Source organism: Streptomyces sp. NPDC051173 (assembly GCF_040689515.1).
Lineage (GTDB): Bacteria > Actinomycetota > Actinomycetes > Streptomycetales > Streptomycetaceae > Streptomyces.
Genome location: NZ_JBFBBD010000104.1, coordinates 1 through 23,101, shown reverse-complemented (window position 1 = coordinate 23,101; position 23,101 = coordinate 1). Strand labels below are relative to the sequence as shown.

The following is a 23,101-nucleotide window of genomic DNA, read 5'->3' as shown; positions in this document are numbered from 1 at the left end:
GCCGGGCCGCGGCCCGGCCAGCCCCAGCAGCCCCATGGCGGCGCCGGTCGACGAGGTGTGCGGTGGCGCGAAGACCTGGTCGAGCACTGATGTGGGTGCGCAATTCAGCCCGTCCGGCATCTGAGGGCACCGCCGCGCAGCGGTGGTACGGACGACGTCACCCGCAGTCGACAAGACCCGCCCGGCGCCGCCTAGGCGAGAACCACCCGCTGCTCACCCGCGTACACGTTCATCGACGAACCCCGCAGGAAGCCCACCAGCGTCAGTCCGGTCTCCACGGCCAGGTCCACCGCGAGCGACGAAGGCGCCGACACCGCCGCGAGCACCGGGATCCCCGCCATGACCGCCTTCTGCGCCAGCTCGAACGAGGCGCGCCCCGACACCAGCAGCACCGTGCCCGACAGCGGCAGCAGCCCCTGCTGGAGCGCCCGCCCGACGATCTTGTCGACCGCGTTGTGCCGGCCCACGTCCTCGCGTACGTCGAGCAGTTCGCCGTCCGCGGAGAACAGCGCCGCGCCGTGCAGACCGCCCGTCCGGTCGAAGACGTGTTGCGCCGCGCGCAGCCGGTCGGGCAGGGCGGCGAGAAGTTCCGGCTCCAGCCGCATGGGTGACGGACCGTCGGAGACGGGATGCCGCGCGGTCGTCCGCACGGCGTCCAGGCTCGCCTTGCCGCACAGGCCGCACGACGACGTGGTGTAGACGTTGCGCTCCAGCGCGATGTCGGGCAGCGGGACACCGGGCGCGAGCCGTACGTCCACCACGTTGTACGTGTTGGTGCCGTCGTCGGTGGCCCCGGCGCAGTAGACGATGTGGGCCAGCTCCTCCGCGCTGCCCAGCACGCCCTCGCTGACCAGGAACCCGGCCGCGAGCGCGAAGTCGTCGCCGGGGGTGCGCATGGTGATCGCGAGCGGCTTGCCGTTCAGCCGGATCTCCATCGGCTCCTCGGCCACCAAGGTGTCGGGGCGGGTGCCGACGGCTCCGCCCCGGATGCGGATGACGCGGCGTCGCGCGGTGACCCGTCCCATGTCGATCAGTCCCGGTGCTGGTGGTGGCGGTGGACGCCTCATTCTCCCCGGAGCCCCTCGCCGTCCGGTGCGCGGGTGGGACGTGACCTGGGACTCATCGGCCGCGGTGCGCCCACCCGGGCCCGGGCGCCTCGCTACCGTTCGAGGACAGCGCCACCTTCCCCGCCCCGACTGTGCACCGAGAGCGGAGACCGACGATGGCACCCACCCTCAAGAACCTCGTGCTCAAGCCCGGTACGGAATGGGCCGCCGCCTGGCAGCGCTGCCGGGCCGTCGCCCCCGAGGCGTTCCGGGACGACCGCGTCCTCAACCTCTGGAACGGCTTCTGGCAGGCCGACGGCCGCCCGCTCCCCGCCACCACCCCGGTCGACGGCACGCCCGTGGCGGGCCCGCCACGCCTGGACGCGACCACCGCCCACCACGCCGTACGGGCCTCCCTCGACGAGCACCGCGCCTGGCGCGAGGTGCCGCTCGCCGAACGCCGCGCGCGCGTCGCCGCCACCCTCGACGCCCTCACCGAGCACCGCGAACTCCTCGCACTCCTCCTCGTCTGGGAGATAGGCAAGCCCTGGCGGCTCGCCCAGGCGGACGTCGACCGCGCGATCGACGGCGTCCGCTGGTACGTCGACGGCATCGAGGGCATGCTCGCCGGGCGCGCCCCGCTGCCCGGCCCCGTCAGCAACATCGCCAGCTGGAACTACCCGATGAGCGTGCTCGTGCACGCCATGCTCGTCCAGGCGCTGGCCGGCAACGCCGTCATCGCCAAGACCCCGACCGACGGCGGGCTGGCCTGCCTGACCCTCGCCTCGGCGCTCGCCGCCCGCGAGGGCCTGCCGCTGACGCTGGTCAGCGGCAGCGGCGGCGAACTGTCGGAGGCACTGGTCCGCGCCCCCGAGATCGGCTGCGTCTCCTTCGTCGGCGGCCGCGACACCGGCGCCCGCGTCGCCACCGCCGTCGCCGACCTGGGCAAGCGGCACATCCTCGAACAGGAGGGCCTCAACGCCTGGGGCATCTGGAACTTCACCGACTGGGACTCCCTCGCCCCGCGGATCCGCAAGACCTTCGACTACGCGAAGCAACGCTGCACGGCCTACCCGCGGTTCGTGGTCCAGCGGGCCGCCTTCGCGGACTTCCTGGCGGTCTACCTCCCGGAGGTACGCGCCGTACGGCTGGGCCACCCCCTCGCCGTGGCGGCACCCGGCGACGCGCTCCCGGAACTCGACTTCGGCCCCCTCGTCAACGCCGCCAAGGCCAAGGAACTCACCGACCAGGTGGCCGAGGCCGTCGACCGCGGCGCCGTGCCGCTGCACCGCGGCTCGCTCGCCGACGGGCACTTCCTGCCCGGCCAGGACACCGCCGCGTACGTCCCGCCCGTCACCCTCCTCAACCCGCCGGCCAGCTCACCCCTGCACCACGCCGAACCCTTCGGCCCCGTCGACACCATCGTCCTGGTCGACACCGAGGCCGAACTGCTCGCCGCGATGAACGCCAGCAACGGCGCGCTCGTGGCCACCCTCTCCTGCGACGACCCGGCCGTCTACGCCCGCCTCGCCCCCCAGATCCGCGCCTTCAAGGTCGGCCACGGGGTGCCGCGCTCACGCGGCGACCGGGAGGAACTCTTCGGGGGTTTCGGGGCGTCGTGGCGGGGCGCGTTCGTCGGCGGCGAGCTCCTGGTGCGAGCAGTGACGCAGGGTCCTCCGGCGGAACGGCTGCCGGGCAACTTCCCGGACTACCACTTGATGCCGTAGCGCTGCGCGCGGCGGCTTGCTCCCCGTCTGCCGTGGGCCTCGTTCCGGTCCAGGCAGGCCGGGGGAGCAGCGCACTCGGCAACGGCGAGAACCCGCAACCCGGTCACCCCCGGTTATCCGATGCCCTGCCGGTCCGGCAGCAGAGCGAACGTCCTGTCCGCCGGCTCCGGCACCGTCCGTTCCACCGCCTGCCGCAACAACACGCGATGCCGCCGCAAGGGCGCGCGCCGCCCCTCGGGAGCCAGGGCCGACAGGTCGTCCAGGGCCGCCATCAGCCGCCGGGTCACCTGCGGCGCGCCCGTCGCGCAGCCGCGGATCTCCGCGAAGCCCAGGTCGACGAGGTTCGTCCAGCCGGGCAGGTCCTGGACCAGCCGCACCGTGCCCTTGCGGTCGGGGTGGCGCAGCGCGCCCAGGGGACGGCCGGCGACGGTGGCCAGGATCTGCACGATCCGGTCCAGGCACTGCACGGCCGTCGTCGGGTCGTTCACGGCGGGGGACAGGGCCCGCTGCGCGATGTCGGACAGCTGCCGCAGCCCGAACCCCAGGTCCTGGTGGAAGGTCCGCTCCACGCCCACGGACACGGTGTAGCGCAGCGCCCGCGGCGGCGGCCCCGTACCGCCGTGCACGGCGAGCACCGGGGTGCCCGGCACCACGAAGTCCCCGATCCGCGGGATGAGCCGCAGCACGACCCCGTACCGCCGGGCCACCCGCACCAGGCGCGCGATGTTCACGTCCCGCAGCACCCCCGCCCGCCCGCGGTGCGTGATCTCGGCCGAGACGGGCCCCAGCTCGGGGACCTCACCGCCCGCCGCGCCGTGCTTGTCCAGCACCCGGAAGGACTCCCAGGCGATCCGGTCGATGACGTGGCTGACGCGCATCAGGCGGATCGTGGAGTTCACATAGGCGACGAACAGCACCAGGCTCACCATGACCATCACCACGCAGGCGATGCTGGAGATGAACGGCACCGTCCGCACCGTCCGCGGATCGGTGTCCCCCTGGTAGGACGCCTGCACCAGCAGGGCGAACAGGAACGTCGCGAGGAAGACCGCGAACGTGCACTTGGTGATCCGGCTGCGGACGTAGAGCCGCACCACGCGCGGCGAGAACTGCCCGCTGGCCATCTGGAGCGCCACCAGGCTGATGGAGAACACCACACCGATGAAGGTCAGCATCGCGGACCCCACGGTGGTGATGATCGACTTCGTGTCGTCGGCGAGGTCGATCAGGGAGGAGACGGTGTCGTAGTCGCCGTCCCGCTGGAGGCTCTCGATCAGCAGCCAGTCGAGCTCCAGCGCCACCACGGCCGTCACCGCGGCCCCCACCAGCCCCACGGCCGGCGCGAACCAGAACGTGTCCCGCAGATGCTCCCGCAACGGCGACAGCGGCCGCGGCCTGCGCCGCGTGACAGCACTCATCGCCCCGGTTTGCCCGATATCACCCATAAATGGAGCTTATGGCCCGCATGGATACCCAGGTGAAAGGCACTCCGAAACCTTGGTATTGTTATCCATGTCGCCGCGGGGAACACACCGCAGAGACAAACACCTGGTCCGGGTGGCGGAATGGCAGACGCGCTAGCTTGAGGTGCTAGTGCCCTTTATCGGGCGTGGGGGTTCAAGTCCCCCCTCGGACACCGGCAAGATCAGATGAAACCCCAGCTCAGCTGGGGTTTTTCTGTTTTCTGAACGGTGCCGTGACCCACGGCCCGGCGACCTTCCTGGTCGGGCCAGGGTTCCGCGTGATCGCCTCTTCGGCTCAGCTCGCCACAGCGCGAGCGATCAAAGTCCCGATGTGGCCAGGCTCGGGGGCATCGAGAACCCGCACTTCCGCCTTCTCGAACCCGGCCCGCAGAAGGAGGCTCTCCCACTTCCGGGGCGTGTAGCCGTACCGGTACGTGTACATGGCCTTGCCCGCGAACCCTCCCTTGTACATGCCCTGCGGCCCGTACGCACCAGGGATGGCCGGAGGCTGGGAGAAGGCGAGCACGCCGCCCGGATTCAACCGCTTGGCGACGAGCGGGAGCAGCTTGGCCGGATCGGTGAACCAGGCCGCCCCGAAGATCGAGTAGACGGCGTCGTAGGTGTCCGCCGTGGCGCTCAGGTGGTCCAGCACCTCGGCACACACGAACCGGGCTCCCGACGACCCCCACCGTTCAGTGGTGTTCGCGACCACCAGCTCACTGAACAACTCACCGCGGCTGAGCAGACGTTGAACCGTCTGGAGACCACCCGGGAGACCATCCTGGAACTGGCCGCCGAGGACGGCACCCCGGCCCCTGAACCGCTGCCCGCCGGATACCGCGAGATCCTGGCGCTCTTCGAACAGACCGGAGAAGGACGCCGCGCCAGGGAGGTCTCCCGGGCGCTCGGCCTCGGCCCCGAGCCACGGCACACCGAAAACACCCGGGCCAAGCTGAAACGCCTGGTGACCCGCGACATCCTCACCGAACCCGAGCCCGGCCTGTTCACCCTCGCCAAGACGGCACCAGACGCCCCAGAGGCCAACTCAAACTGAAAATCGGCGAACGCTCGCGGAACACCCACTCAGTTCCTTGGCTGTCAGCGGCGCAGCCAGAGCCTTGGAGACATCGTCCCAGTGTTCGCGCGTGCTCGCGGAAGTCAGCACGACATCGAGGCCAGGGCATGAGCCGGCAGCCAGCAGGGCGGCGGCTGCGGCCGACAGGCCGGGGCGGATAAAGTTCACCAGTTCGGGTGTCATGGCAGCGAGGAGTTCGCCACCGTGCAGGGGAGCAGAGCCAAACGTGATCAGCTCCGCGTTCTTCGCCTGCACCAGCGGTCCGCCGCTGTTCAGGGCCTGTGTGATCGGGGCATCCATGATCAGGCTGACGGGCATCTGCAAGCCCGTGAAGTGGTGTTCGGTGGAACCCGCCGCCTGGCGCGCGAGCGCGAGCAACTCGGGGACGCTGAAGGCTCCGGAGCACAAGCACGACCAGGTGGCTACGCCGTACCCGTCGACCCTGCCCACATGGGCGAACTCCTCCAGCGCCGTGAAGGCTTCCCGCACACGCCCGTGCAGAGCGGCACGGTCAAGGCCGTGCCCGTGGTGCTCAGGGTTGTACACGAACACCAGGTCCACGCGGCCGAGCGCGGCCAACGCACGCTCCGTTTGCCAGCGAACGAAGCCCTGTTCAAGGCTGTGCCTGTTGGCCGCCTCTTCCCGGATGAGCACACCCTCAGCCAGAGCGGTGCGGCCTTGCTCCTCCGTGAAGAACCCCGTCTTCGTGGCTACCCGCACGGTCGGGTACTCCCTGAGAACCGGGCGCAACTCCTCATGAGCCCGGCCGTGGGCGTAGTTGGGTTCCGTGTCCACCCAGGGACTACCGGCAGTCAGGGCGGTGCGTGCCGCCTGAGCGACGGCACGCACGCGGTATGTCCCCAGGGAGAGCGCGGCGGTCACAGCGCGGTTCCCACAACTGCGACGGCATGGCCTTCGATGACGTGGCGTCCTCGGTCCAGCGGGTGAGCGGCCATCTCATGCCCAGGGTTCACTGTGTCGCCTCGGTCGCGGCGTAGTCGATCCACAAGGCTCCACCCCGAAGGCAACGGTGGTCAGCTCGCCTTCACGCTGCGCCCCCACACGGCAGCCAGACCCCACCCGAGAGTCGGTCCGTCCCGCCGTCGGCGAGGACCGTTGGGCTTGATTCACGCCTTGAGCAGTGCAACTTCAGCGATGCGAGGAGACAGATTTCGCACGGCTCGGGCAGTCTTGAATGTCTTCAGGCGGAGTCGCATCGTGTCGAAGTGTTCGTCCCCCCTGGCTGATGACACATGCTCGTAGTCATCCAGGAAATGCGCCCAAGAATCGCAAGCAGCTTCCAGGTGTCCACACTCGAGTTGGCGCTGCGCAAGGACGGCGTAGAAGTGGACCCGACCCTGGCGCTCATTGGCAGGCTGTGCCTTCAAGGCCCGCTGCAGCGCTTTGATTGAACCTGGTAGGTCCTTGCCCTCGTACAGCACATGGGAGACGTGAAAGGCGTACGACGACTGATCGTATCCGCCGATCGACTCGCGTCGGTTGTCGGCTTTCATCAGGGCGGATTCCGTTGCGGTCAGCAGGCTCCGCGCGCGACGGTGATCGCCCACCATCGAAGCGGCGTGAGCTTGTTGCCCTGTGAGGAAAGCCTGGAGCCGGGGTCCGGCTTTCGGAGCGGCCTCGGCCGCCGAGTCGGCCAGTTCCATAGCCAGTGGTCCGTACCCGAGGTTGGATGCTTGGAGGCTCATCCCCCGCAGGGTGCGGCAGTACGTGACGTGGTCCTCAGCCCGGCTGGCCAGTTTCAGCGCCTTCACGTAGTAGCTCTGAGCGGTGCCGTGGTCCCGCTCGTACATCGCCATCCAACCCGTCAGATAGACCAGATCCGAGGCTGCTGCCCACATGTCCTTTCTGATCGAGTCGGTGGCTTCGGCTCGAAGCCAAGGAGCCACCGTGTTGATGAGGAAGGCTGCGGCCATCGGCCTTGCGTGCGCACCGCCGAGCTCATCGAGAATGTCCGCGATCTTGTCGGTCATCCTGCGGACAGCCTCGATCTGTCCGGCGCCGATCCGTACGGTTTGTTTCCCGAGTATCGCTGGGCTTGCTTCTGCGGCCTGAGCTGTGCCGGTGAACACCGGAACCGCCAAGGCTGCGGAGAACAAGCCGGCTGCGGCTATCAGTCCACGCCGGGACGGGTCCATATCGGCCCTCCCCAGGTCGACGATCTCTTCCACGGTGTCGAGGCCCGGCGGAGCCTGATCGGATGCGTCGAGAGGTAGGCCAGCTTCCGCGTGAGTAACGGTGCGGCGCAACTTGCGTGAAAAGGCTTCTACGATCAGGCGCCGGACCGGGGGTTTGGGGACGGTGCCTCGAACCCAGTGGGAGACGGCCGATTGATCGTAATACAACGCCAATCCCACTTCTGCGCCCATGCGGTTGATGACGAGCGCGAACTGGGATCGAGACCATTTGGCCTGTGCGAGCAGGTGGCCAAGGCCCTCGTTGGGTGTACGTGCGTGGTCAGCCATGCGCCAACTCCAGGCAACTTGCGTTGCGTTCATGACTTTCATGCTCCGGGCTTCTCTCCACCCTACCGCTGAGTGCGGCCCTGCCGTTGGCTATGCGTCGGGCCGCCGTTGAGCTGTCGGCGAGCCCGGACAAGAGCCCCTGAGCCCCGGACGGCTTGGGAGGCCGACAAGAACCCCCGCGGCCGTGGCGTCGGCCCGGGGGCGTGGACCACCTGAATGGAGTCAGGCAGTCATGTCAGAGCGTACGCAGGGGCACCCGGGAACGGACAGTAGGGCGCGAATCGAACGGAACGTGCCGGTCGGGGAGGTGTCGGACCAGCCGGCCCGTCCCGGCCGAATCTTCCAGTGCGGGCTGTACACCGTCGTGCCGAGGCTGTTGCCGCAGGCCGTCACGCCGACGTCCCCCGGGGAAGGCGCCCCGGGACCGAACTGGGTGCCGGCTCTTGGCGAGTTCGCCGTCGATACGACGTGTGAGCCCGCTGTGGGCGAGGTCATCGGGTGGGACGGTGGGGAGGTGGTCGTGCGCGTACCGGGCGAGGGGAAGCCGCGGCATACCGCCCGCTTCCGCCAGGCCACCACGGCTGAAGAACTGTCGGTGAAGGTGGCGCTTCTCAACCTTCGGGGGAGGGCGCGGTGACCGCGGAGAAGTGTGACATTTGCCAGCGGATGCGCCGAGAAAGAGATGCCGCTCTGCGAAACGGCGATACGGATGTCGCCGCGCACTGGGGTGTCTCGTTGGCCGTCCACGAGAAGCGTGTTCACGGAGAGGTGAGCGTGAGGTGATTTCCCTACCCCACTCCTCCGGCCCCGGCCCCGGCGCCGTCATCGTCGGCGGAGTAGCCAACCGGTGCCCCGAGTGCCTGTGGCTGAGGGCTGAGCGGAATGCGGCCTGGGCGAGACGGGATTACCACGGTGAGATCGCCGCCCGCCGTCGAGGGCTCGCCCACGACGAGCAGGATCACCAGGGCCGGTGGGACAGGTGAGCGCTCCTGTCCCTGAGAGACCGGTGGTCGCTGCGGCGACACCGATGACGCCCGCCTACAGTCCGGCCGTCTACGACCCCCCGAATTCCGCGACCAGTTGGCTCAAGCTGTCGCGGCGCGGCTGCGCGGGTGTCAAGAGGAGATGAACGAGTTATGTTCGCTGGTTGCCGCAGTTGAGCGGCTTGAGAACATCCGTTCCCCTCACCAGCGCGGCACCCCCTAGACCTGGATTTCGCACATGGGGTTTCAGGTGTCCAGCCAGCGGGGGCGTGTCTCGTCGATGCCGAGTAGTTCGAGGAGGTGGGCTTGAACAGCACGTGTGATCAGGATGGTTGGTGGATCTGTGGCTGTTCCGGGCCGCATCCGAAGGCCGTCGAGGTGGTAGAGGATCATGCGGCCGGTGGGACGGACGGCCCGGTTGTCCGGGCAGAGCCCGCGCATGGTCTGCTCGCCGCCCAGGGCCCGGCGGACCTGTCGTTCGATGAGGCAGAACACCAGCAGTGCCAGGCAGATCACGGTGATCAGAGCGGCGATACGCCGGTTGTGGTGCAGGAACACCGGGGCCACGGCGAGCGGGCCCTTGAAGTCGCTGTAGCGGCGCTCGATCACCGGCTGGCCCTTGTAGCGGATAAGGACTTCGGCCGCGTCGGCCTCGTCCGCATCGAGCGTGGTCAGCAGCGCGTACCAGCCGTCCACGGCAGCCTCGGCAGCCAGCACGTCCTGGTTGAAGTGCCAGGCCAGCGTGGGGCGTCCGTTCTCGTTCGTGCCGACGGTGGTGACCAGGCAGGAGCCGATGCGGCGTTTCTTGGTGATCACGCCGATCCGGGCCGTGACCTTCTCGGCGGTGGCGTAGTGCCGGCCGCCGCAGGCAGACTGGAGTTTGTCCAGCTCGTCCCCGGCGCGGTCCAGCCGACGGGTGCGGGCGGCCTGCTGGGCTGCGGCGTTGACACTGGAGTGGACCAGGATCCGGCGCACGGTGACCTGCGGGTCGCGCTTGCGGGGGCCGGTCAGGGTCTGGGTGTCCTCCAGCACGCGGTAGCGCCCGCGCTGTGCGGGCGGCTTGCCCGCGTCCCGTCGGGCGGTGCAGTCGACCGGGCGGGCCCTGTCGAGGTCGAGCGCCGCATACAGGCCGTCGGGAACCTTGGCCGCGGGGGCCGGCGCGATGAACTTCACTCCCGCCTCCCCGAGGGCCAGCAGGTTCGGATAAGAGATCAGCTTCGAGTCGCCGATCATCAAGAAGTCACGGGGTGCGGCCAGCTCGCGCAGAGCCGTCATTGCCCCGACGACCTGGGAGACCTCGCCGGCCCCGCCGTCATAGGCACGGTGGAAGACGGGGATCCCGCCCTCTGCCGATATCGCGATCCCAGCCTGGATCTGCTTGAGATCGGCCCGACGGTCCTTGGGATGACCGTACTTGACCTGCGGGAATCCCTCCTGCTGACTTTCGTGAGCACCGTGCAGGGACATGCTGGTCATGTCCCAGTGCAGGCGCGAGACATCGATCCCGAAGACGGTGATCGCGCTCGCCCCCACCGTACCGACGATGCGTTCCAGCTCGGGCGCGATCGCGTCCAGGGCACGGGCGATCCGGTCATCGTTGAGCAAGTTCGGCTCAGCCCCGAAGACTTCCTCGACGGCCCACTCACGCGCCCAGTCGCCGACCCGCACCAGCGGCGCGGGCGCGGACAGCCGGTTGGCGATCAGCACCTCGATGACCTGCCCGTGAGTGAGATGCGCGACCTCCCGCACGGGGCACAGCTCGTCGATGATCCCGGCCACGTCCAGCCGGCGCAGAAACTCGGCAGAGGCAGGCAGAGCGCCCAGACGCCTCTCCACCACCGGTGCGATCTCCACGTTCATCCGCGGACGACGCACCCGTGGCCGTTTGGCACGCGAAATCATCGACACATCACATCAACGACCACACCATCCGCCCGACACTGCACGTGCCCCGTTCCAACCGAACGAGGCACGTGCGAAATCCGGGCCTAGACCGCCTGCCCCTCTGCCGGAAGAACTTGGTTCTCCGTGCGTCCGTTGGCAGGGGCCGGCCGCTCGCCTGGCACAGGATCGCTACCCGTGGGGGGCGAGCACCAAAGGTGTCGTCCGGCTGTACGGGGACAGCCGGACGACACCCTGGACTCCGCTCCCTGTTGGGTTGATGGTCCTCGGCGGGGAGTGGGCAAGACGCCCGTCCGGCCGTCCTCGTGGCTGAAGAGGCCGGACGGGTGCACCACCGCACGACGGCGCGGGATGGTGTCATCAAGTCACTGACCAGCGACGCGAATTACGGTTCCCGCCACTCCCGAGCTGACACAGTGAGGACCATGAACAACGGCAACGGAACGTGGCCCGACGCCTACCGAGCCGGCGGGCCGCAAAAACCCCCTGTGAAGTGCGTCAAGTGCCAGAACCCCGACAAGGTCATCACCACAAAGGCAATGAACCCGCGCACTGGCGAAGAAGAATGGCGGCTCACATGTCTGGGCTGCCGGGTTGCCTGGCCGATGGACCAGCACGGAGGGGAACCCGACGAGTACATGTGATCGCGTGGAGGGATCATGAACGGTCGACAGTTCCGCAATGCGCTCCGGTGGCTCCCGATCCTGGCGAACACCAACTGCCCCAGCTGCAACAGCCCGTTCGTGTGGACGCCCGACGGCCGAAAGTTCATCTGCCAGAGCTGCGGCAACGAGTGGACGTAACGAAGTGATGGGACGACTCCGGCAGCAGTCTGGCTGACCGCCTGCCCTTTCGCCCTTCATGGCGCCACATCTCCCGAGCGTCGCAGGAATCCTCCCCAAGGCGAAGGGGCAGGCACAGCCGCCCGGCTGTCCAGGAGACAGCCGGGCGACACCCCGCAGACTCCGCTCCCCGCCGGGTCGACGCCGCCGACAGGGAGCGGGCACCACGCCCGCCCGGTCGGGCGGGACGTCACACTCCCCGACCGGGCGGGTCGGCACCACAGCTCATCAAACAACACAAAAGGATCACGGGGGCGTGGGATGCTGGGTTCCACGCCAGACACGACGAGGAGTGATCACCATGGATTGCCCCCAAGGGTGCGGCGGACAGATGCAGGACACCGGCAACGGCAACAAGATGTGCAACAAGTGTGGGTACATCTGGGATGAAGGGGGCCTGTGAACTCACAGCAAATCGCGGCTCTATGGCGGGGGATTCAGCAATACGCGGGCACCCCTTGCGCGGAGTGCGGTAGCCGTTCGACCTGGCCCAGCGCTACACGCGGTGACATGGGGAAGCTGCTCCTTCACGTCAACTGCGACAACTGCGGCAAGGTGATGACCTCCCCACTGTCGTCCCATTCCCGCAACTTCACGGGCAGTTAAGGCCCACCCACCAGCCCCGCTCGGTGCTTCATCCAGAGGTGCCGGACGGGGCTTCGCCGTATCCCGTACGCCGTCCGGTCGGCCGTGCCATCGTTGACCCCACCGCGAGCCCACATGAGGTGACCATGAATCAGGATGAGTTCGATCAGGCACAGGCGGCGATTGACCGGGCGTTCGAAAGTGGCGCCGAGGTCAACCGGGCACTGCTGTACGTCCAACAGCGCTTTAGCGGCGTTCCCTGCGTCGAGTGCAGGAGCAGTCACACCCGGGGAACTATCTACTTCAACATGGTGATGGTCTCGTGTGACGCGTGTGGGAGGGCGACACGGATCGCTCCCCTGGCTCACGTGTGGTCGCCCTCGCAAGCCCCGCAGCGCGGCGACGGCCGGCCCGCCCTCCTGGCTGTGGCCGGCAAGACCTGCCAGAGCTTGGGCCACAGGCGCCCGTAGTCGAAGCACCCCGCGTTCGCCCCGGGCGCGTGGGCTGACCTTGAGTTCTAGTGGTTGTCGCAACACCCCGGTTCAAGGGGTGCGATGGAGTGCGACGGGTATCCGTATGCGCAGTATATGGATGAGATAGCGGACTGGTACGGCACAGTCTTGGCGGCGCCTCGGCGCGAGAAGTCCGACCGGATGGCCCAAAGCCTCATCCTGACCCAACGGAACAGCTTCGCGCGCTAGGTCCAGGAGCAAGAGGGGCACCTCCCCTGCGCAGTCGCCAGCAGCTCTAGGTCCGCGACTTGCGCAACGAATGCCACGCGGCCCCGGCCAGCGCCCGCGCCGACCGGGGAAGCGACAAGTGCTCGTGTTCGCGGTACAGCTCCCAGTTGTACTGAACCAGCGACAACGAGGTGAACGTCAAAGGCGTGTCAGCCGTCGCCGCGAAGTCGATTTTCAGGACCACCTTGGACTCATCGAACATCCACGGATCGCCTCCACCGCACGTCCAGACATGCCAGCTCCCTTGCCCGGGCCCCGTCGGGCCAGCTGACCAACGACGGTAGAGGGGGTGACGCGCCGCGTCCATGCGCGTCGTCGCATAAAGACGTGGCTCAGGCCCCTCGGCGCCCGGCCGTGTGCGGCCCGATCGCCGGCCGGCCGCATGGCCGACGCGTGACCGACGACGCCCCGAGGCAGCCGGGACCACCGGGGAAAGCCAGGTACCATGGGGCGGCAGATAAGCCCCTGTAGCTGATGTTTCCGCAGGTCAGATGTCCTGCGAGCGGGTGCCCTGGAGGAACGTTCAAGTCCCCCTCGGGCACCGGCGAGAACCCCGGCATTTGCTGGGGTTTTTCTGTGTCCGGAGGCGGGCGCCACGAGTGTGGCCGGTCGTCCCGGAGATATAGCCGTTTTGACCGGAGCCGGTACCTTTGGCCTCTCCGGCAGCAGCCGCCCGCTGCGTTCCCAGAGATCCACGAGGCATGAACGTTTCCCTTTCCGACCGCATCCAGGGTGACCGCCCCGTCCGGGTGGGCGTGCTCGTCACCGCACTTCTCACGGCCTGCATCGCCTTCCAGCTCAACGCGAGCATGCTCAGCCCCGCGCTGAAGAGCATCGAGGACAGCCTCGGCGCCAGCTCCGCCGAGATCGGTCTCACCCAGACCGCGTTCTTCACCTCGGCCGCGCTCTTCTCGCTGTTCCTGCCGCGTCTCGGTGACGTGCTCGGCCGGCGCAAGGTGCTGGCCGGGATGCTGGCGCTGATGGCCATCGGGTGCGTGGTGGCCGCGCTGGCGACCAGCGTGCCCATGCTCTTCGTCGGCCGCGTCATCCAGGGCGCCTCCGGCCCGGTCGTCCCGCTGTGCCTGATCATGCTGCGGCAGGAGGTGACCGAGCCCAAGAAGTACGGCACCCTCCTCGGCGTGATCACCGCCGTCAACGGCGGCATCGCCGGCGTCGACTCCCTCGCGGGCGGCTACCTCGCCGACAACCACGGCTTCGGGTCCGTCTTCTGGGCGATGGCCGTCGTGGCGGTCGTCGCCACCGTGCTCGTCGCCACCCTGACCCCCGAGTCGAAGGTCCCCGCCGCCGACCGGATGGACTGGCCGGGCGTCGGCCTGCTGGTCGTCTCCGTCGGCTCGCTGCTCATCGCGCTCAACGAGGCGGGCAAGCTCGGCGCCGCCAACTGGACGCTCGTGGGTGTCCTCGTCGTCGTCTCCGCCGTCGCCTTCGCGCTGTTCTGGCGGCACGAGGACCGCAGCACCCACCCGCTGGTCGCCACCCGGCACCTGCGCCAGCGCTCGACCTGGGCGATCCTGCTGACCACCGTGCTCACCATGACGGGTGTGTTCGCCGTCATGAACGGCCTGATCCCGGCCTTCGCGCAGGACGCCAAGGCGGGGCTCGGCATGAGCGCCGAGCAGTCCGCCTGGTGGACCCTCACGCCGTACGCGCTCGCCGGACTGGCCATGGGCCCGGTCGCGGGCCGGCTCGCCGCCACCTTCGGCTACGGGCGGATCCTGCGCATCGGGCTCGTCGGGTCGGTCGCCTCGGTCGTCCTGATGATCCTCACCATGCCCGCGCACTCCCGCGTGCTGCTGCTGGTGGCCTCGGTGCTCGTGGGCATCACCTACGCGGGCGTGGCGAACATCGTCCTCAACGGGCTCGGCATCGTGCTGTCGCCGAGCGAGAACCCGGGCTTCCTGCCCGGGCTCAACGCGGGCGCCTTCAACCTCGGCGCCGGTCTCAGCTTCGCCCTGCTGTACGCGGTCAAGACCGCGACCGCCCCCTCGGACACGGCGTCGTCCACCGGCTACACCTCCGGCATGATCGCCGGTGTGGTCATCCTGGCCGTGGCCATCGCCACCTCCTTCCTGATCCCCAAGCCGGTGGCGGCCGAAGCGCACACCTGACGCGTCCCGTTCCCGTGTCCCCGCGGGGGCTGCCCCCGTGGCAGCCCCCGCGCGGTCATGTCGCGGGCCATGTGGCGTACCGGCGCATGCCGTACAGCAGCGGCGCCGGGCGGGGCTCCGGCGCCGTCCCCGTGCGGACGACCTCGCCCAGCACGATCGTGTGGTCGCCCGCCCGCGTGAGACGTGTCACCCGGCACTCCGCCCAGGTGTGCGCGTCCTGCGGGAGGACCGGGAGCCGCAGCCCCGGGGACAGGTGCCAGGGGACCCGTCCGAAGCGGCCCGCGTCCCTGGTGGCGAACGCCTCCGCCGCGCGCCGGCCCGGCCCGTGCAGCAGGTTCACGGCGAACCAGCCGTGCGCCTGAAGCACCGGGAGCGTGCTGCCGGTGCCGGAGGCGCAGACCAGGAGCAGCGGCGGGGCGAGGGAGACGCCGCACCAGGCGGTGCACGCGAAGCCGTACGGATTGCCGAGCCCGTCCTGGGTGGTCACCACGGCCACCCCGCTGGGATGGGAGGCCATCAGCGCGCGGAAGCCGTCGGGGTCGAGGGCGGTGAGCGTGGCCGTGCCGTCGTCGACGGCACCGCTCCTGCCGGATGCGGGTGTCATGGCGGGGTCCTCCCGAATGCGTTGGTCATGACGTCCTCGTCGGGTGTGCCGCCCGGGAGGCGACCGCCGCCGTGACCGTGACGCTCGCCACGCACAGCACCGTCACCATCCCGGCAAAGATGCCCGCCGCCGTCATCAGCGAGCCGTGCGACAGCAGCACGGCCACACCGACGACCGGCAGCGTCAGGCCCAGATACGCGGCGACGAAATAGCTGGAGACCAGCTCCGAGACCCGGCCGGGCGGCGCCTGCGACGCCACCAGCGCCAGGCCGGACTTGAAGGAGGTGCCCGCGCCCGCGCCCCCGAGCACCGAGCCGCACAGGAAGAGCGGCAGCGACGCGGCGGACAGCCCCGCCACGATCAGCGCGAGCCCCAGCGGCACGCCGGCCATGCCCACCGTCAGACCGGTGCGCGGCGGCAGCCGCACCGCGAACAGCTGGGCCGCCCCCGCGGAGCCGAAGGCGCTGAACGCCACCAGCCCGACCGCGAGATGACTGTGGTCGTGCAGGCCCTGGACCAGGAAGTTCCCCGCGAGCGAGGCCAGCAGCCCCAGCAGGGCGAAGGAGGCGAACACCGCGACCGCCGCGGCGGCGAAGCTCCGCCGCGCGGCCGCGGGCACGCCGAGCCGCTGCGGCCGGATCCCGCCGCCGCGCGGGGCGACGGGCTCCGGCAGCCGAGCCAGGGCGAGCCCCGGCAGCAGCAGGGCGGTCAGGACGGCGTACGGCAGGACGGTGGGGGAGGGGGCGTACTCCACCAGCAGCCCCGACAGCAGGGAACCGCAGCCCAGGCCCGCCATGTTGGTCACCGACGCGATCAGCGCCGCCCGGGGCCGGTCCGGGTGCAGCTCCGCCAGATAGGCGGTGGCCGCGCCCGTGGTCAGTCCGACGGAGATACCGGACAGGACCCGTCCGGCGAAGAGCCCGGGGAGCGTCGGGAAGACGATGAAGACGACGCCGCTGACCGCGGCCACCAGCAGCGCCGGGGCGAGCGTGGCCCGCCGCCCGATCTGGTCCGACAGGCCCCCGAACAGCAGCAGGGAGACCAGGATGCCGCCCGCGTACGCCGCGAAGACCAGGGCCACCACCGGCGGGGACAGGTGCAGGCGCTGCGCGTACAGCGCGTAGACGGGTGTGGGGATGGTGCCGCCCGCCATCACCACGAACAGCACATAGGTGACGACGGGCACGGCGGTGCGCGACGGGCCGGGCAGTGTCGGTACGGCGGTGGCGGGCGCGCTCCCGGTGGCGGCCTGCCCGTGCCGGCTGACGGCGCTCACCAGTCGAAGGCCGTCGCGTCGTGGAGATTGACGCCGAGGGCCGCCTTGCCGAGGTACTCCAGGCACTCCTCCGGCTTGGCGGGCATGACGGAGGCGAACGACGCCTCCCGCAGCAGCCGTTCCAGCGGCAGCGAGCGGCTGAGCGCCGCCGACCCGCAGATGCGGACGGCGTCCTGGGCGAGCGCCGGGCCGACCTCGCCGACGACGTACTTCGCGGCGTGCACCGCCGCGTTGGCCTCCACCGTGCCCCGCCCGCTGTCGATCCGCGCGCCCGCCTCGTGGACCAGCGCCCGTGCCGCGCTGAGCCGCGCGGACATCCGGCCGAGCTCCCGTCGCAGCACGGGGGAGGAGGCGCGGCGGGGCGAGGCGGCGACGTGGTCGGTGGTGAAGCGCAGGACCGCCTCGGCGATGCCCAGATACGCCCCGGTGTAGCCGGAGATCATCCAGTGGGGCTCGCGCACCAGCTTGTACATCGACATCCCCTCGACCCCGAGGAAGAGCCGGGAGCGTGGCACCGGCACGGCGTCGAGGACCATGCCCGCGGTGCTGGTGCCGTACATCGCGGACAGGCTGTGCACCTCGCCGAAGCGCACGCCCGGGTCGTCGGCGGCCACCACGAAGTGCGAGACCTCGCCGCTGCCCTCCGTCCCTTCGGCGCGGGCCGCGACCACGTAGTAGTCGGCCACCCGCGCCAGCGAGACGAACGACTTCTCGCCGGTCAGGACGTAGCCCCGGCCGTCGGCGGAGGGGCGGTACGTGGTGCGCACGCCGCGCAGCTTGGCGCCGCTCCCGGCCTCGGAGGTGGCGGACGCGAAGATCTTCCGGCCGCCCACCACCTCCTCGTACAGCCAGGAGCGGAAGGCCTCCGCGGCGGGCGGCAGCGGTGTGGACGCCGACTCGCACAGCGAGCCGATGGCGACGTTGTGCATGTTGAAGCCGAGGGCGGCGGCGCCGTTGTGGGCGCCCAGCACGGCCAGCACGCGGGAGTAGCCGGCGAAGCCGAGCCCGGCGCCGCCCGCCTCCCGCGGCACGAGCAGCCCCAGCAGGCCCGCGTCCTTGAGGACGCGGTACGTCTCGTGTCCGTCGGAACGGCCGGCGTCCACGTCGGCGGCCAGCGGCGCGAGGGCCGCGCCCGTCTTCTCGGCGAGTTCGAGGAGTTCTTCGAGGTCGGTGGGCAGGGACTCGATGGGCATGGACAGGGCCATGAGGGGCCTTTCGGGAATCAGTTCTCTACGGGAAGGCCGAATTCTCGGGCGACGCCCACGCGCAGCAGGTCGTTCGGACCGGCGTAGGTGAGGGCCGCCATGGGGCTGTGCAGGTCCGCGGGGAGTTCGGAGTCGGCGATGAAGGCCCGGACGCCCGAGAGCGCGGTGGCGTGGCCCGTCAGCCGGACGTAGTCCTCCGACACGGAGATCTTGGTGAGCGCCGCCTCGGCGGACAGCCGGCGCGTGGGCGTGCCCGCGTCGAACCGTGCCGCCATGCCGTACAGCAGGCCGCGGGAGCGGTGTAAGGCCAGCGCCATGTCGCTGACGTGGGCGGCCACTTGGTGGCTGGCGCCCATCCTGCGGCCGAAGTGGTCGCGCTCGGCCGCCCAGGTGGTGATCCGCTGGAGCGTGCGCCGCATCGGGCCGAGGGCGTAGCCGAGCAGCAGGGCCCGCTCCCAGGTGGTGGTGGAGGAGAGGACGGCGAGGCCGGAGCCCTCCGCGCCGATCCGCTGCTCCGCGGTCAGGCGTACGCCGTCGAAGGCGAGCTCTCCCATGGGCACACCCGGCAGCGCGGTCTTGGCGAACGCGTCGGCGCGGGTCACCCCCGGCGTGTCGACGGGGAAGAGGAAGGCGGACAGAGCGAACGGCGACCGGTTCTCCTCGGTGCGGGCGAAGACCAGGGCCAGATCGGCCACCGGGGCCGCGGTGATGAAGGTCTTGGCGCCGTCCAGCACATAGCCGCCGTCCGCGCGGCGGGCCCGGGTGTCCATCGACAGGGGGTCGCTGCCGCCCTTGCGCTCGGTCAGCGCGTGGCACAGCAGGACCCGGCCGTCCTGGAGGTGGGCGAGGGAGCGCCACGCGTCCTCGGGGAGCACCGCGCGCAGGGGGTACTGCATGCCGAAGACCTGGGACGCCAGGGCGTAGACGACCCCGGGGTCGACGCCCGCCAGGCCGATGCCCTCGATCATCGCCAGGGAGCGGGTGACGGGCCCGGGCTCCGCGGGCTCCGGCTCCGGCGGGTCCAGCCGCAGCACCCCGAGCCCGGCGAGCGCCTCCCACTGGTCGCGGAAGCCCTTGCCGGCCAGCTGCTCGGCCAGGGGCCGGGCCCGGTCGCGGTACGCGCTCACCACGGCCTCGGTCGCGGTGGGGCCGGTGCGCAGCAGGCGGTCGGTCGCGGTCATCGCGCGGCCCCCGCCCCGATGTCGGCGAGGACGGCCCACAGGGCCGCGGGGCTGCGGAAGTTGGCCGCGACGATCTCGGTGTCCGGCAGGGTGAGACCGGCCTCGGCGTCGAGGGCGGTGACGATCTGCATGATGGTGAGCGAGTCGAGCAGGCCCAGTTCGAGCAGAGGGGTGTCGGGGAGGAGCCGCTGGGGCTCCTCCCCCCGACCCCATGTGATCTTGCTGCTGATCAGGGCGCAGAGGTCTTCCACGGTGTGCACAGTAGGGCTCCTTCGGTGGGAGGTTCAGGCGGTGGCGGCGGAGAGCGCGCGGCGGTCGACCTTGCCGCGGGCGTTGACGGGCAGCGGGCCGGTGGTGACGACCCGGTCGGGCAGCATGCGCAGGGGCAGGACGCCGCGCAGCCCCGCGAGGATGTCCTCCGCGGTCGCGGCGGTCTCGGCGTACGCCCAGATCTCGCCGCGGTGCGGGCCGTCCTTGGCGACGACCGCGGCCGCGCCGACCCGCGGCAGGCCGAGCACGGCGCTCTCGACGTCGAGCAGGTCGATGCGGTGGCCGCGCCGCTTGACCTGCGAGTCGCCGCGGCCGCGCAGGAACACCCGGCCGTCCTCGGTGATCCGGCCGATGTCACCGGTGGCGTACGCGCGGCGGGGCACACCGTCGCGGAAGACGACGGTGCGGGTGGGGTCGGTCAGCTCCCCGTCCTGGAGGTAGCCCTGGAAGACGGTGGCCCCGGCGACGAAGATCTCGCCCTGGCCGTCCGTGGGCCGGCCGTACTCGTCGAGGACGTCGACGGTGTCGCCCTCCACGGCCCGGCCGATGGTGATCTCCTCCTCCGCGGTCCAGTCGGCGGGCACCCGGCTGTAGGTGCACACATTGGTCTCGGTGGGTCCGTAGAGGTTGTAGAAGGGGATGTCGCCCAGGAGGCCGAGGCAGCGCTCCAGGGGGCGCGGTGGGAACGGCTCGCCCGCGAAGGCCGCGACGCGCAGCGAGGCGGGGAACCGCTCGGCGAGGCCGCCCTGTTCGAGCATGCCCTGATAGAGCGAGGGCACCGCGTAGAAGGCGCTGATCCGCTGTTCCGTGAGCCAGCCGACGACGTCGCGCGGGAAGGCCCGCAGCACGTCGGGCATCAGGACGGCGCAGGCGCCCGCGGCCGCCGTGCCGAACAGGTCGAAGGTCGTGAGGTCGAAGGTGAGCGCGGCCTGCGAGCCGACCCGGTCCGTCTCGGTCAGGCCGAGCTCGGTGGCGGCCCAGAGGGCGAAGTGGGCGACGTTGGCGTGGGAGAGCAGGACGCCCTTGGGGCGGCCGGTGCTCCCGGAGGTGAACAGGACGTAGCCGCCGCGGTCGGCCGGGGCGGGCAGGGGCGCGGGCCGGTCCGCGGCGGGGACGGTGCGGATCCAGTGGAGGCCATGCCCCAGCTCGCCCTCCGGCGGCGGGTTCGGCCCCGGGGCGACCGCCTCCGCCGCGGCCTCGCGGGCTCCCGTCAGGGCCCGGCCGGAGGTGAGCAGGACGGAGATCCCCGCGCCGCGCACCATATGCGCGGTCCGTACGGGCGGGTCCGCGACGTCGAGCGGGGCGACGACCGCCCCGGCGCGCAGCCCCGCGTAGATGCCGAGGACCGCCGCCGTCCCCTTGGGGGCGTGCACGCCCACCCGGTCGCCGGGCGCGACCCCGGCCGCGGCCAGCCGGCGCGCCAACTCCTCGACAGTCCGGTCCAGTTCGGCGTACGTCCAGGTGCGGCCTTCGGCTGTCAGGGCCGGTCGGCCGGGGTGGCGGTGGGCGGAGGCGGTGAGCAGGGCGTCCAGTCGGACGTCGTCGGTGTCGCTCATGGGTGGGTCTCCTGGCGCGGCGCGGGGTCGGCGAGGGGTCCGGAGAGAGATTCGGTGAGGGATCCGGAGAGGGATTCAGTGAGGGAATCGGTGAGGAAGGTGTGGACGGCCTCGATCACGTCGTCGGTCCGTTCCAGGTGCGGGGTGTGGCCGCAGCCGGCCAGCTCCAGGCGCCGTACGGGGCCGGGCAAGGCGCGCTGCGCCGCGTCGAGGTGGGCCATGGTGCCGTAGCGGTCGCGGTCGCCCTGGACGAGGAGGACGGGGGCGGTGACGCCGGCGAGATCGGGCCCGATGTCCCAGCCGCGGAACTCCGGCGAGAGCCACGCCTGGCTCCAGCCGTGGAAGACGGCTCCCGGGTCCTGGTGGTAGAAGGCCAGCTCACGGGCCAGCGGGCCGGAGGTGAAGGCGGCGCGCGCCGCTTCGATGCCCCGCAGCGTGCGGTCCTCCACGAAGAGGTGCGGGGCCATGGCCACGGCCGCTTCGACGGGGTGCGCGGCCGCGTGCAGCAGCGCGATCGAGGCTCCGTCGCTGTGGCCGACGAGCACGGGCCGGCCCATGCCGAGCCGGTCGAGGAGCTCGGGCAGGACCTCGTGCGCCTCCTCGTGCATATAGCGGGGCGACCTCGGCAGCCGGGCCGGGCCCGAACTGCCGTAACCGTGGCGGGAGAAGACCAGGGCGCGCCGCCCGGTGGCCGCCGCCAGCCGGGCGGGAAAGCGCCGCCACATGGCGATGCAGCCGAGTCCTTCATGAAGGAGAACCAGCGGCGCCGCTCCGGGATCACCCCCGAGCACCGTGTATTCGACGGGACCGCGCGATAACTCGATGGTGGACATCCGATGTCCTCGCTGTGAGTGCCGGTTGGATGAACAGTCGGGTGAACGGCTGGGTGAACAGCTGGGTGAACAGGGGAACGCCGAACGGCGGCGGGACCGATGCTTGCTCACGGCAATGCCTCCGTCAACTCCTTTCTGGATTCGGGGAGTTGAATCAGAAGCGACGGCGAGCACGGTAAACTGCGCGGACCGCGGAATGTGAAATTCCCGCCGCGGCGGGGTGTGGTGCACCCGTCCGGCAGGGCCCTCCCGGGTGTACGGGCAGGAGGATCGGGCCCGTCCGCGAGCAACCGTCATGTCGCGGTGTGCGTCCTCCAGTTGGCGCGTCTATCCATTCGGGAAGATCCTCCGGCCCCCTTCCGCGGGCTGGGGGAGCCGCCGGGTGAAAGGCGTTACGGCCGCGATAAAACGATGGTGTCGTGCCGCGCGTCGCGGCTACCCTCAACTGCCCTTTATTTCGCGGATCCGACGCCATTCCGTGCGCACCGGACGCCATTTCCCGCGAGCCGCCCGAGGGCTCCGCAGGGGCTGTCCTGGAGGATTTCCTCCAGACCCTCGAATCCTCCCCTTACCGCCTCGCGCGGCCTGTTCTCGTGCCGATGGTGCCGGCGGCCCATCCGAGTCGGTGGATCGTGCGGGAAGTGTGGTCCCCGGGGGTGTAGTCACGTGTCGTAAAAGTCCTCCCCGTTTCCCGCTCCGCGCCGTGTCCGTCGGTGCCCCCGGAATCGGCGGCCATCGGAATGCGCGACAAGAGGCGTGGCCGTCAGGGCGTAGGGGAACGTACGGCAGGCGACGGTGCGCGGCCGCCCGCGGTGCGTAGCGGCGGGGTGCCCGCGGAGGGACGCCGCGCTTGATGGGCGCGTGCCCGGAGTCGTTCCGTCGCGCGTGGCGGCCCGGTGCCGGGGGCACGGCACCCGTACGCCAGCCGAAGACGCCGGGCCCGCCGGGGGCGGTGGCTGGTGACTCATATCGGACAGTGGAGGCCGTACCTGGCGAAATGACCCCGCCCTGGGTCCGTAGGTGCGCCGGAGCGGGGCGCGGCAGCGGGGCGAGCCGCGCCCCCGTCACGCGGGGCATCCTCCTGGCCGCCTCGCCTCGCCCTGCCGCTAAGTGGTCTGCGTCGTAAATCCTTCGGGGGTTGATCATGCGGCTGGGGCGGCGGAGGATTCTTCTGGGTGATCGGCGGTGTGCCGGTCGAGTC

The 23,101-nt window shown here is 70.6% G+C and carries 17 protein-coding genes, 1 tRNA gene and 2 pseudogenes; 6 read left to right on the top strand and 14 right to left on the bottom strand.

Features of this window, described 5'->3' with window-relative positions:
- Nucleotides 1–191: 191 nt before the first annotated feature.
- Nucleotides 192–1,025: a formate dehydrogenase accessory sulfurtransferase FdhD gene (gene fdhD, locus AB0435_RS31775; RefSeq protein ID WP_366004155.1), complete on the bottom strand. Its 834-nt coding sequence runs from the start codon at nucleotides 1,023–1,025 to the stop codon at nucleotides 192–194.
- A 197-nt stretch (nucleotides 1,026–1,222) separates the two neighbouring features.
- Between fdhD and AB0435_RS31770 the strand changes: the two genes are divergently transcribed.
- Nucleotides 1,223–2,773, top strand: coding sequence for an aldehyde dehydrogenase family protein (locus AB0435_RS31770; protein WP_366004156.1), 1,551 nt, complete (start codon nucleotides 1,223–1,225; stop codon nucleotides 2,771–2,773).
- A 113-nt stretch (nucleotides 2,774–2,886) separates the two neighbouring features.
- Here AB0435_RS31770 and AB0435_RS31765 read toward each other — a convergent pair whose 3' ends face one another.
- Complete coding sequence (locus AB0435_RS31765) at nucleotides 2,887–4,191, bottom strand: DUF2254 domain-containing protein (RefSeq protein ID WP_366428534.1); 1,305 nt, start codon at nucleotides 4,189–4,191, stop codon at nucleotides 2,887–2,889.
- Between the two features lie 133 nt (nucleotides 4,192–4,324).
- Between AB0435_RS31765 and AB0435_RS31760 the strand changes: the two genes are divergently transcribed.
- Nucleotides 4,325–4,409, top strand: a tRNA-Leu gene (locus tag AB0435_RS31760).
- 122 nt (nucleotides 4,410–4,531) lie between these two features.
- On the opposite strand, the pseudogene AB0435_RS31755 reads toward AB0435_RS31760, so the two are convergent.
- Nucleotides 4,532–4,975, bottom strand: a pseudogene (locus AB0435_RS31755) (methyltransferase domain-containing protein); the annotation flags it as partial.
- A gap of 9 nt (nucleotides 4,976–4,984) precedes the next feature.
- Here AB0435_RS31755 and AB0435_RS31750 point away from each other — a divergent pair.
- Nucleotides 4,985–5,290: a hypothetical protein gene (locus AB0435_RS31750; protein WP_366006638.1), complete on the top strand. Its 306-nt coding sequence runs from the start codon at nucleotides 4,985–4,987 to the stop codon at nucleotides 5,288–5,290.
- On the opposite strand, the gene AB0435_RS31745 is transcribed toward AB0435_RS31750, so the two are convergent.
- The 3 genes from AB0435_RS31745 to AB0435_RS31735 all read right to left on the bottom strand — a co-directional run bounded on the left by AB0435_RS31745 (nucleotide 5,282) and on the right by AB0435_RS31735 (nucleotide 10,637).
- Nucleotides 5,282–6,193 (bottom strand): aldo/keto reductase, encoded by a 912-nt coding sequence (locus AB0435_RS31745; RefSeq protein WP_366428533.1) that lies wholly within the window; start codon nucleotides 6,191–6,193, stop codon nucleotides 5,282–5,284. The two genes, AB0435_RS31750 and AB0435_RS31745, sit on opposite strands and share 9 nt — an antisense overlap.
- Before the next feature lie 245 nt (nucleotides 6,194–6,438).
- Entirely contained in the window at nucleotides 6,439–7,794 is a 1,356-nt protein-coding gene (locus AB0435_RS31740; RefSeq protein ID WP_366006667.1) for a hypothetical protein, read from the bottom strand.
- 1,229 nt (nucleotides 7,795–9,023) lie between these two features.
- On the bottom strand, nucleotides 9,024–10,637 hold the full coding sequence (locus AB0435_RS31735) for an IS1634 family transposase (protein ID WP_366428532.1): 1,614 nt from the start codon (nucleotides 10,635–10,637) through the stop codon (nucleotides 9,024–9,026).
- Nucleotides 10,638–11,104: 467 nt separating this feature from the next.
- Here AB0435_RS31735 and AB0435_RS31730 point away from each other — a divergent pair, with 467 nt between their 5' ends.
- The gene (locus AB0435_RS31730) at nucleotides 11,105–11,323 is read left to right on the top strand and encodes a hypothetical protein (RefSeq protein ID WP_366006503.1); all 219 of its coding nucleotides are present in this window, start codon (nucleotides 11,105–11,107) and stop codon (nucleotides 11,321–11,323) included.
- Nucleotides 11,324–11,338: 15 nt separating this feature from the next.
- Entirely contained in the window at nucleotides 11,339–11,482 is a 144-nt protein-coding gene (locus AB0435_RS31725; protein WP_366428531.1) for a hypothetical protein, read from the top strand.
- Nucleotides 11,483–12,853: 1,371 nt separating this feature from the next.
- On the opposite strand, the pseudogene AB0435_RS31720 reads toward AB0435_RS31725, so the two are convergent.
- Nucleotides 12,854–12,973: pseudogene (locus AB0435_RS31720) on the bottom strand (glycosyltransferase family 2 protein); the annotation flags it as partial.
- Nucleotides 12,974–13,547: 574 nt separating this feature from the next.
- Here AB0435_RS31720 and AB0435_RS31715 point away from each other — a divergent pair.
- Complete coding sequence (locus AB0435_RS31715) at nucleotides 13,548–14,975, top strand: MFS transporter (protein ID WP_366428530.1); 1,428 nt, start codon at nucleotides 13,548–13,550, stop codon at nucleotides 14,973–14,975.
- Between the two features lie 55 nt (nucleotides 14,976–15,030).
- Here AB0435_RS31715 and AB0435_RS31710 read toward each other — a convergent pair whose 3' ends face one another.
- From AB0435_RS31710 to AB0435_RS31680, 7 genes are read right to left on the bottom strand one after another with little or no spacing between them, the layout of a single operon-like run.
- Entirely contained in the window at nucleotides 15,031–15,579 is a 549-nt protein-coding gene (locus AB0435_RS31710; protein ID WP_366006500.1) for a flavin reductase family protein, read from the bottom strand.
- Between the two features lie 25 nt (nucleotides 15,580–15,604).
- Complete coding sequence (locus AB0435_RS31705) at nucleotides 15,605–16,855, bottom strand: MFS transporter (protein WP_366428529.1); 1,251 nt, start codon at nucleotides 16,853–16,855, stop codon at nucleotides 15,605–15,607.
- Nucleotides 16,852–18,048 carry an acyl-CoA dehydrogenase family protein gene (locus AB0435_RS31700; protein ID WP_366006498.1) on the bottom strand — a complete coding sequence of 399 codons (1,197 nt, stop codon included), beginning with the start codon at nucleotides 18,046–18,048 and terminating at the stop codon, nucleotides 16,852–16,854. Before AB0435_RS31700 ends, AB0435_RS31705 begins: the two co-directional genes overlap by 4 nt.
- 29 nt (nucleotides 18,049–18,077) lie before the next feature.
- Nucleotides 18,078–19,241, bottom strand: coding sequence for an acyl-CoA dehydrogenase (locus AB0435_RS31695; RefSeq protein WP_366428528.1), 1,164 nt, complete (start codon nucleotides 19,239–19,241; stop codon nucleotides 18,078–18,080).
- A complete protein-coding gene (locus AB0435_RS31690; RefSeq protein WP_366006496.1) occupies nucleotides 19,238–19,501 on the bottom strand; it encodes a phosphopantetheine-binding protein in 264 nt (87 codons plus the stop codon). The genes AB0435_RS31695 and AB0435_RS31690 overlap by 4 nt, the downstream gene beginning before the upstream one ends.
- 24 nt (nucleotides 19,502–19,525) lie before the next feature.
- A complete protein-coding gene (locus AB0435_RS31685; RefSeq protein WP_366006495.1) occupies nucleotides 19,526–21,067 on the bottom strand; it encodes an amino acid adenylation domain-containing protein in 1,542 nt (513 codons plus the stop codon).
- The gene (locus tag AB0435_RS31680; protein WP_366428527.1) at nucleotides 21,064–21,900 is read right to left on the bottom strand and encodes an alpha/beta hydrolase; all 837 of its coding nucleotides are present in this window, start codon (nucleotides 21,898–21,900) and stop codon (nucleotides 21,064–21,066) included. Before AB0435_RS31680 ends, AB0435_RS31685 begins: the two co-directional genes overlap by 4 nt.
- Nucleotides 21,901–23,101 lie beyond the last annotated feature (1,201 nt).

Bases quoted from the DNA above. Each gene is read 5' to 3' on its own strand.
- AB0435_RS31700 (WP_366006498.1), bottom strand. From the start codon at position 18,048: ATGCCCATCGAGTCCCTGCCCACCGACCTCGAAGAACTCCTCGAACTC.
- fdhD (WP_366004155.1), bottom strand. From the start codon at position 1,025: ATGGGACGGGTCACCGCGCGACGCCGCGTCATCCGCATCCGGGGCGGA.
- AB0435_RS31695 (WP_366428528.1), bottom strand. From the start codon at position 19,241: ATGACCGCGACCGACCGCCTGCTGCGCACCGGCCCCACCGCGACCGAG.
- AB0435_RS31740 (WP_366006667.1), bottom strand. From the start codon at position 7,794: ATGGCTGACCACGCACGTACACCCAACGAGGGCCTTGGCCACCTGCTC.
- AB0435_RS31735 (WP_366428532.1), bottom strand. From the start codon at position 10,637: ATGAACGTGGAGATCGCACCGGTGGTGGAGAGGCGTCTGGGCGCTCTG.
- AB0435_RS31715 (WP_366428530.1), top strand. From the start codon at position 13,548: ATGAACGTTTCCCTTTCCGACCGCATCCAGGGTGACCGCCCCGTCCGG.
- AB0435_RS31725 (WP_366428531.1), top strand. From the start codon at position 11,339: ATGAACGGTCGACAGTTCCGCAATGCGCTCCGGTGGCTCCCGATCCTG.
- AB0435_RS31730 (WP_366006503.1), top strand. From the start codon at position 11,105: ATGAACAACGGCAACGGAACGTGGCCCGACGCCTACCGAGCCGGCGGG.
- AB0435_RS31710 (WP_366006500.1), bottom strand. From the start codon at position 15,579: ATGACACCCGCATCCGGCAGGAGCGGTGCCGTCGACGACGGCACGGCC.
- AB0435_RS31770 (WP_366004156.1), top strand. From the start codon at position 1,223: ATGGCACCCACCCTCAAGAACCTCGTGCTCAAGCCCGGTACGGAATGG.
- AB0435_RS31680 (WP_366428527.1), bottom strand. From the start codon at position 21,900: ATGTCCACCATCGAGTTATCGCGCGGTCCCGTCGAATACACGGTGCTC.
- AB0435_RS31685 (WP_366006495.1), bottom strand. From the start codon at position 21,067: ATGAGCGACACCGACGACGTCCGACTGGACGCCCTGCTCACCGCCTCC.
- AB0435_RS31765 (WP_366428534.1), bottom strand. From the start codon at position 4,191: ATGAGTGCTGTCACGCGGCGCAGGCCGCGGCCGCTGTCGCCGTTGCGG.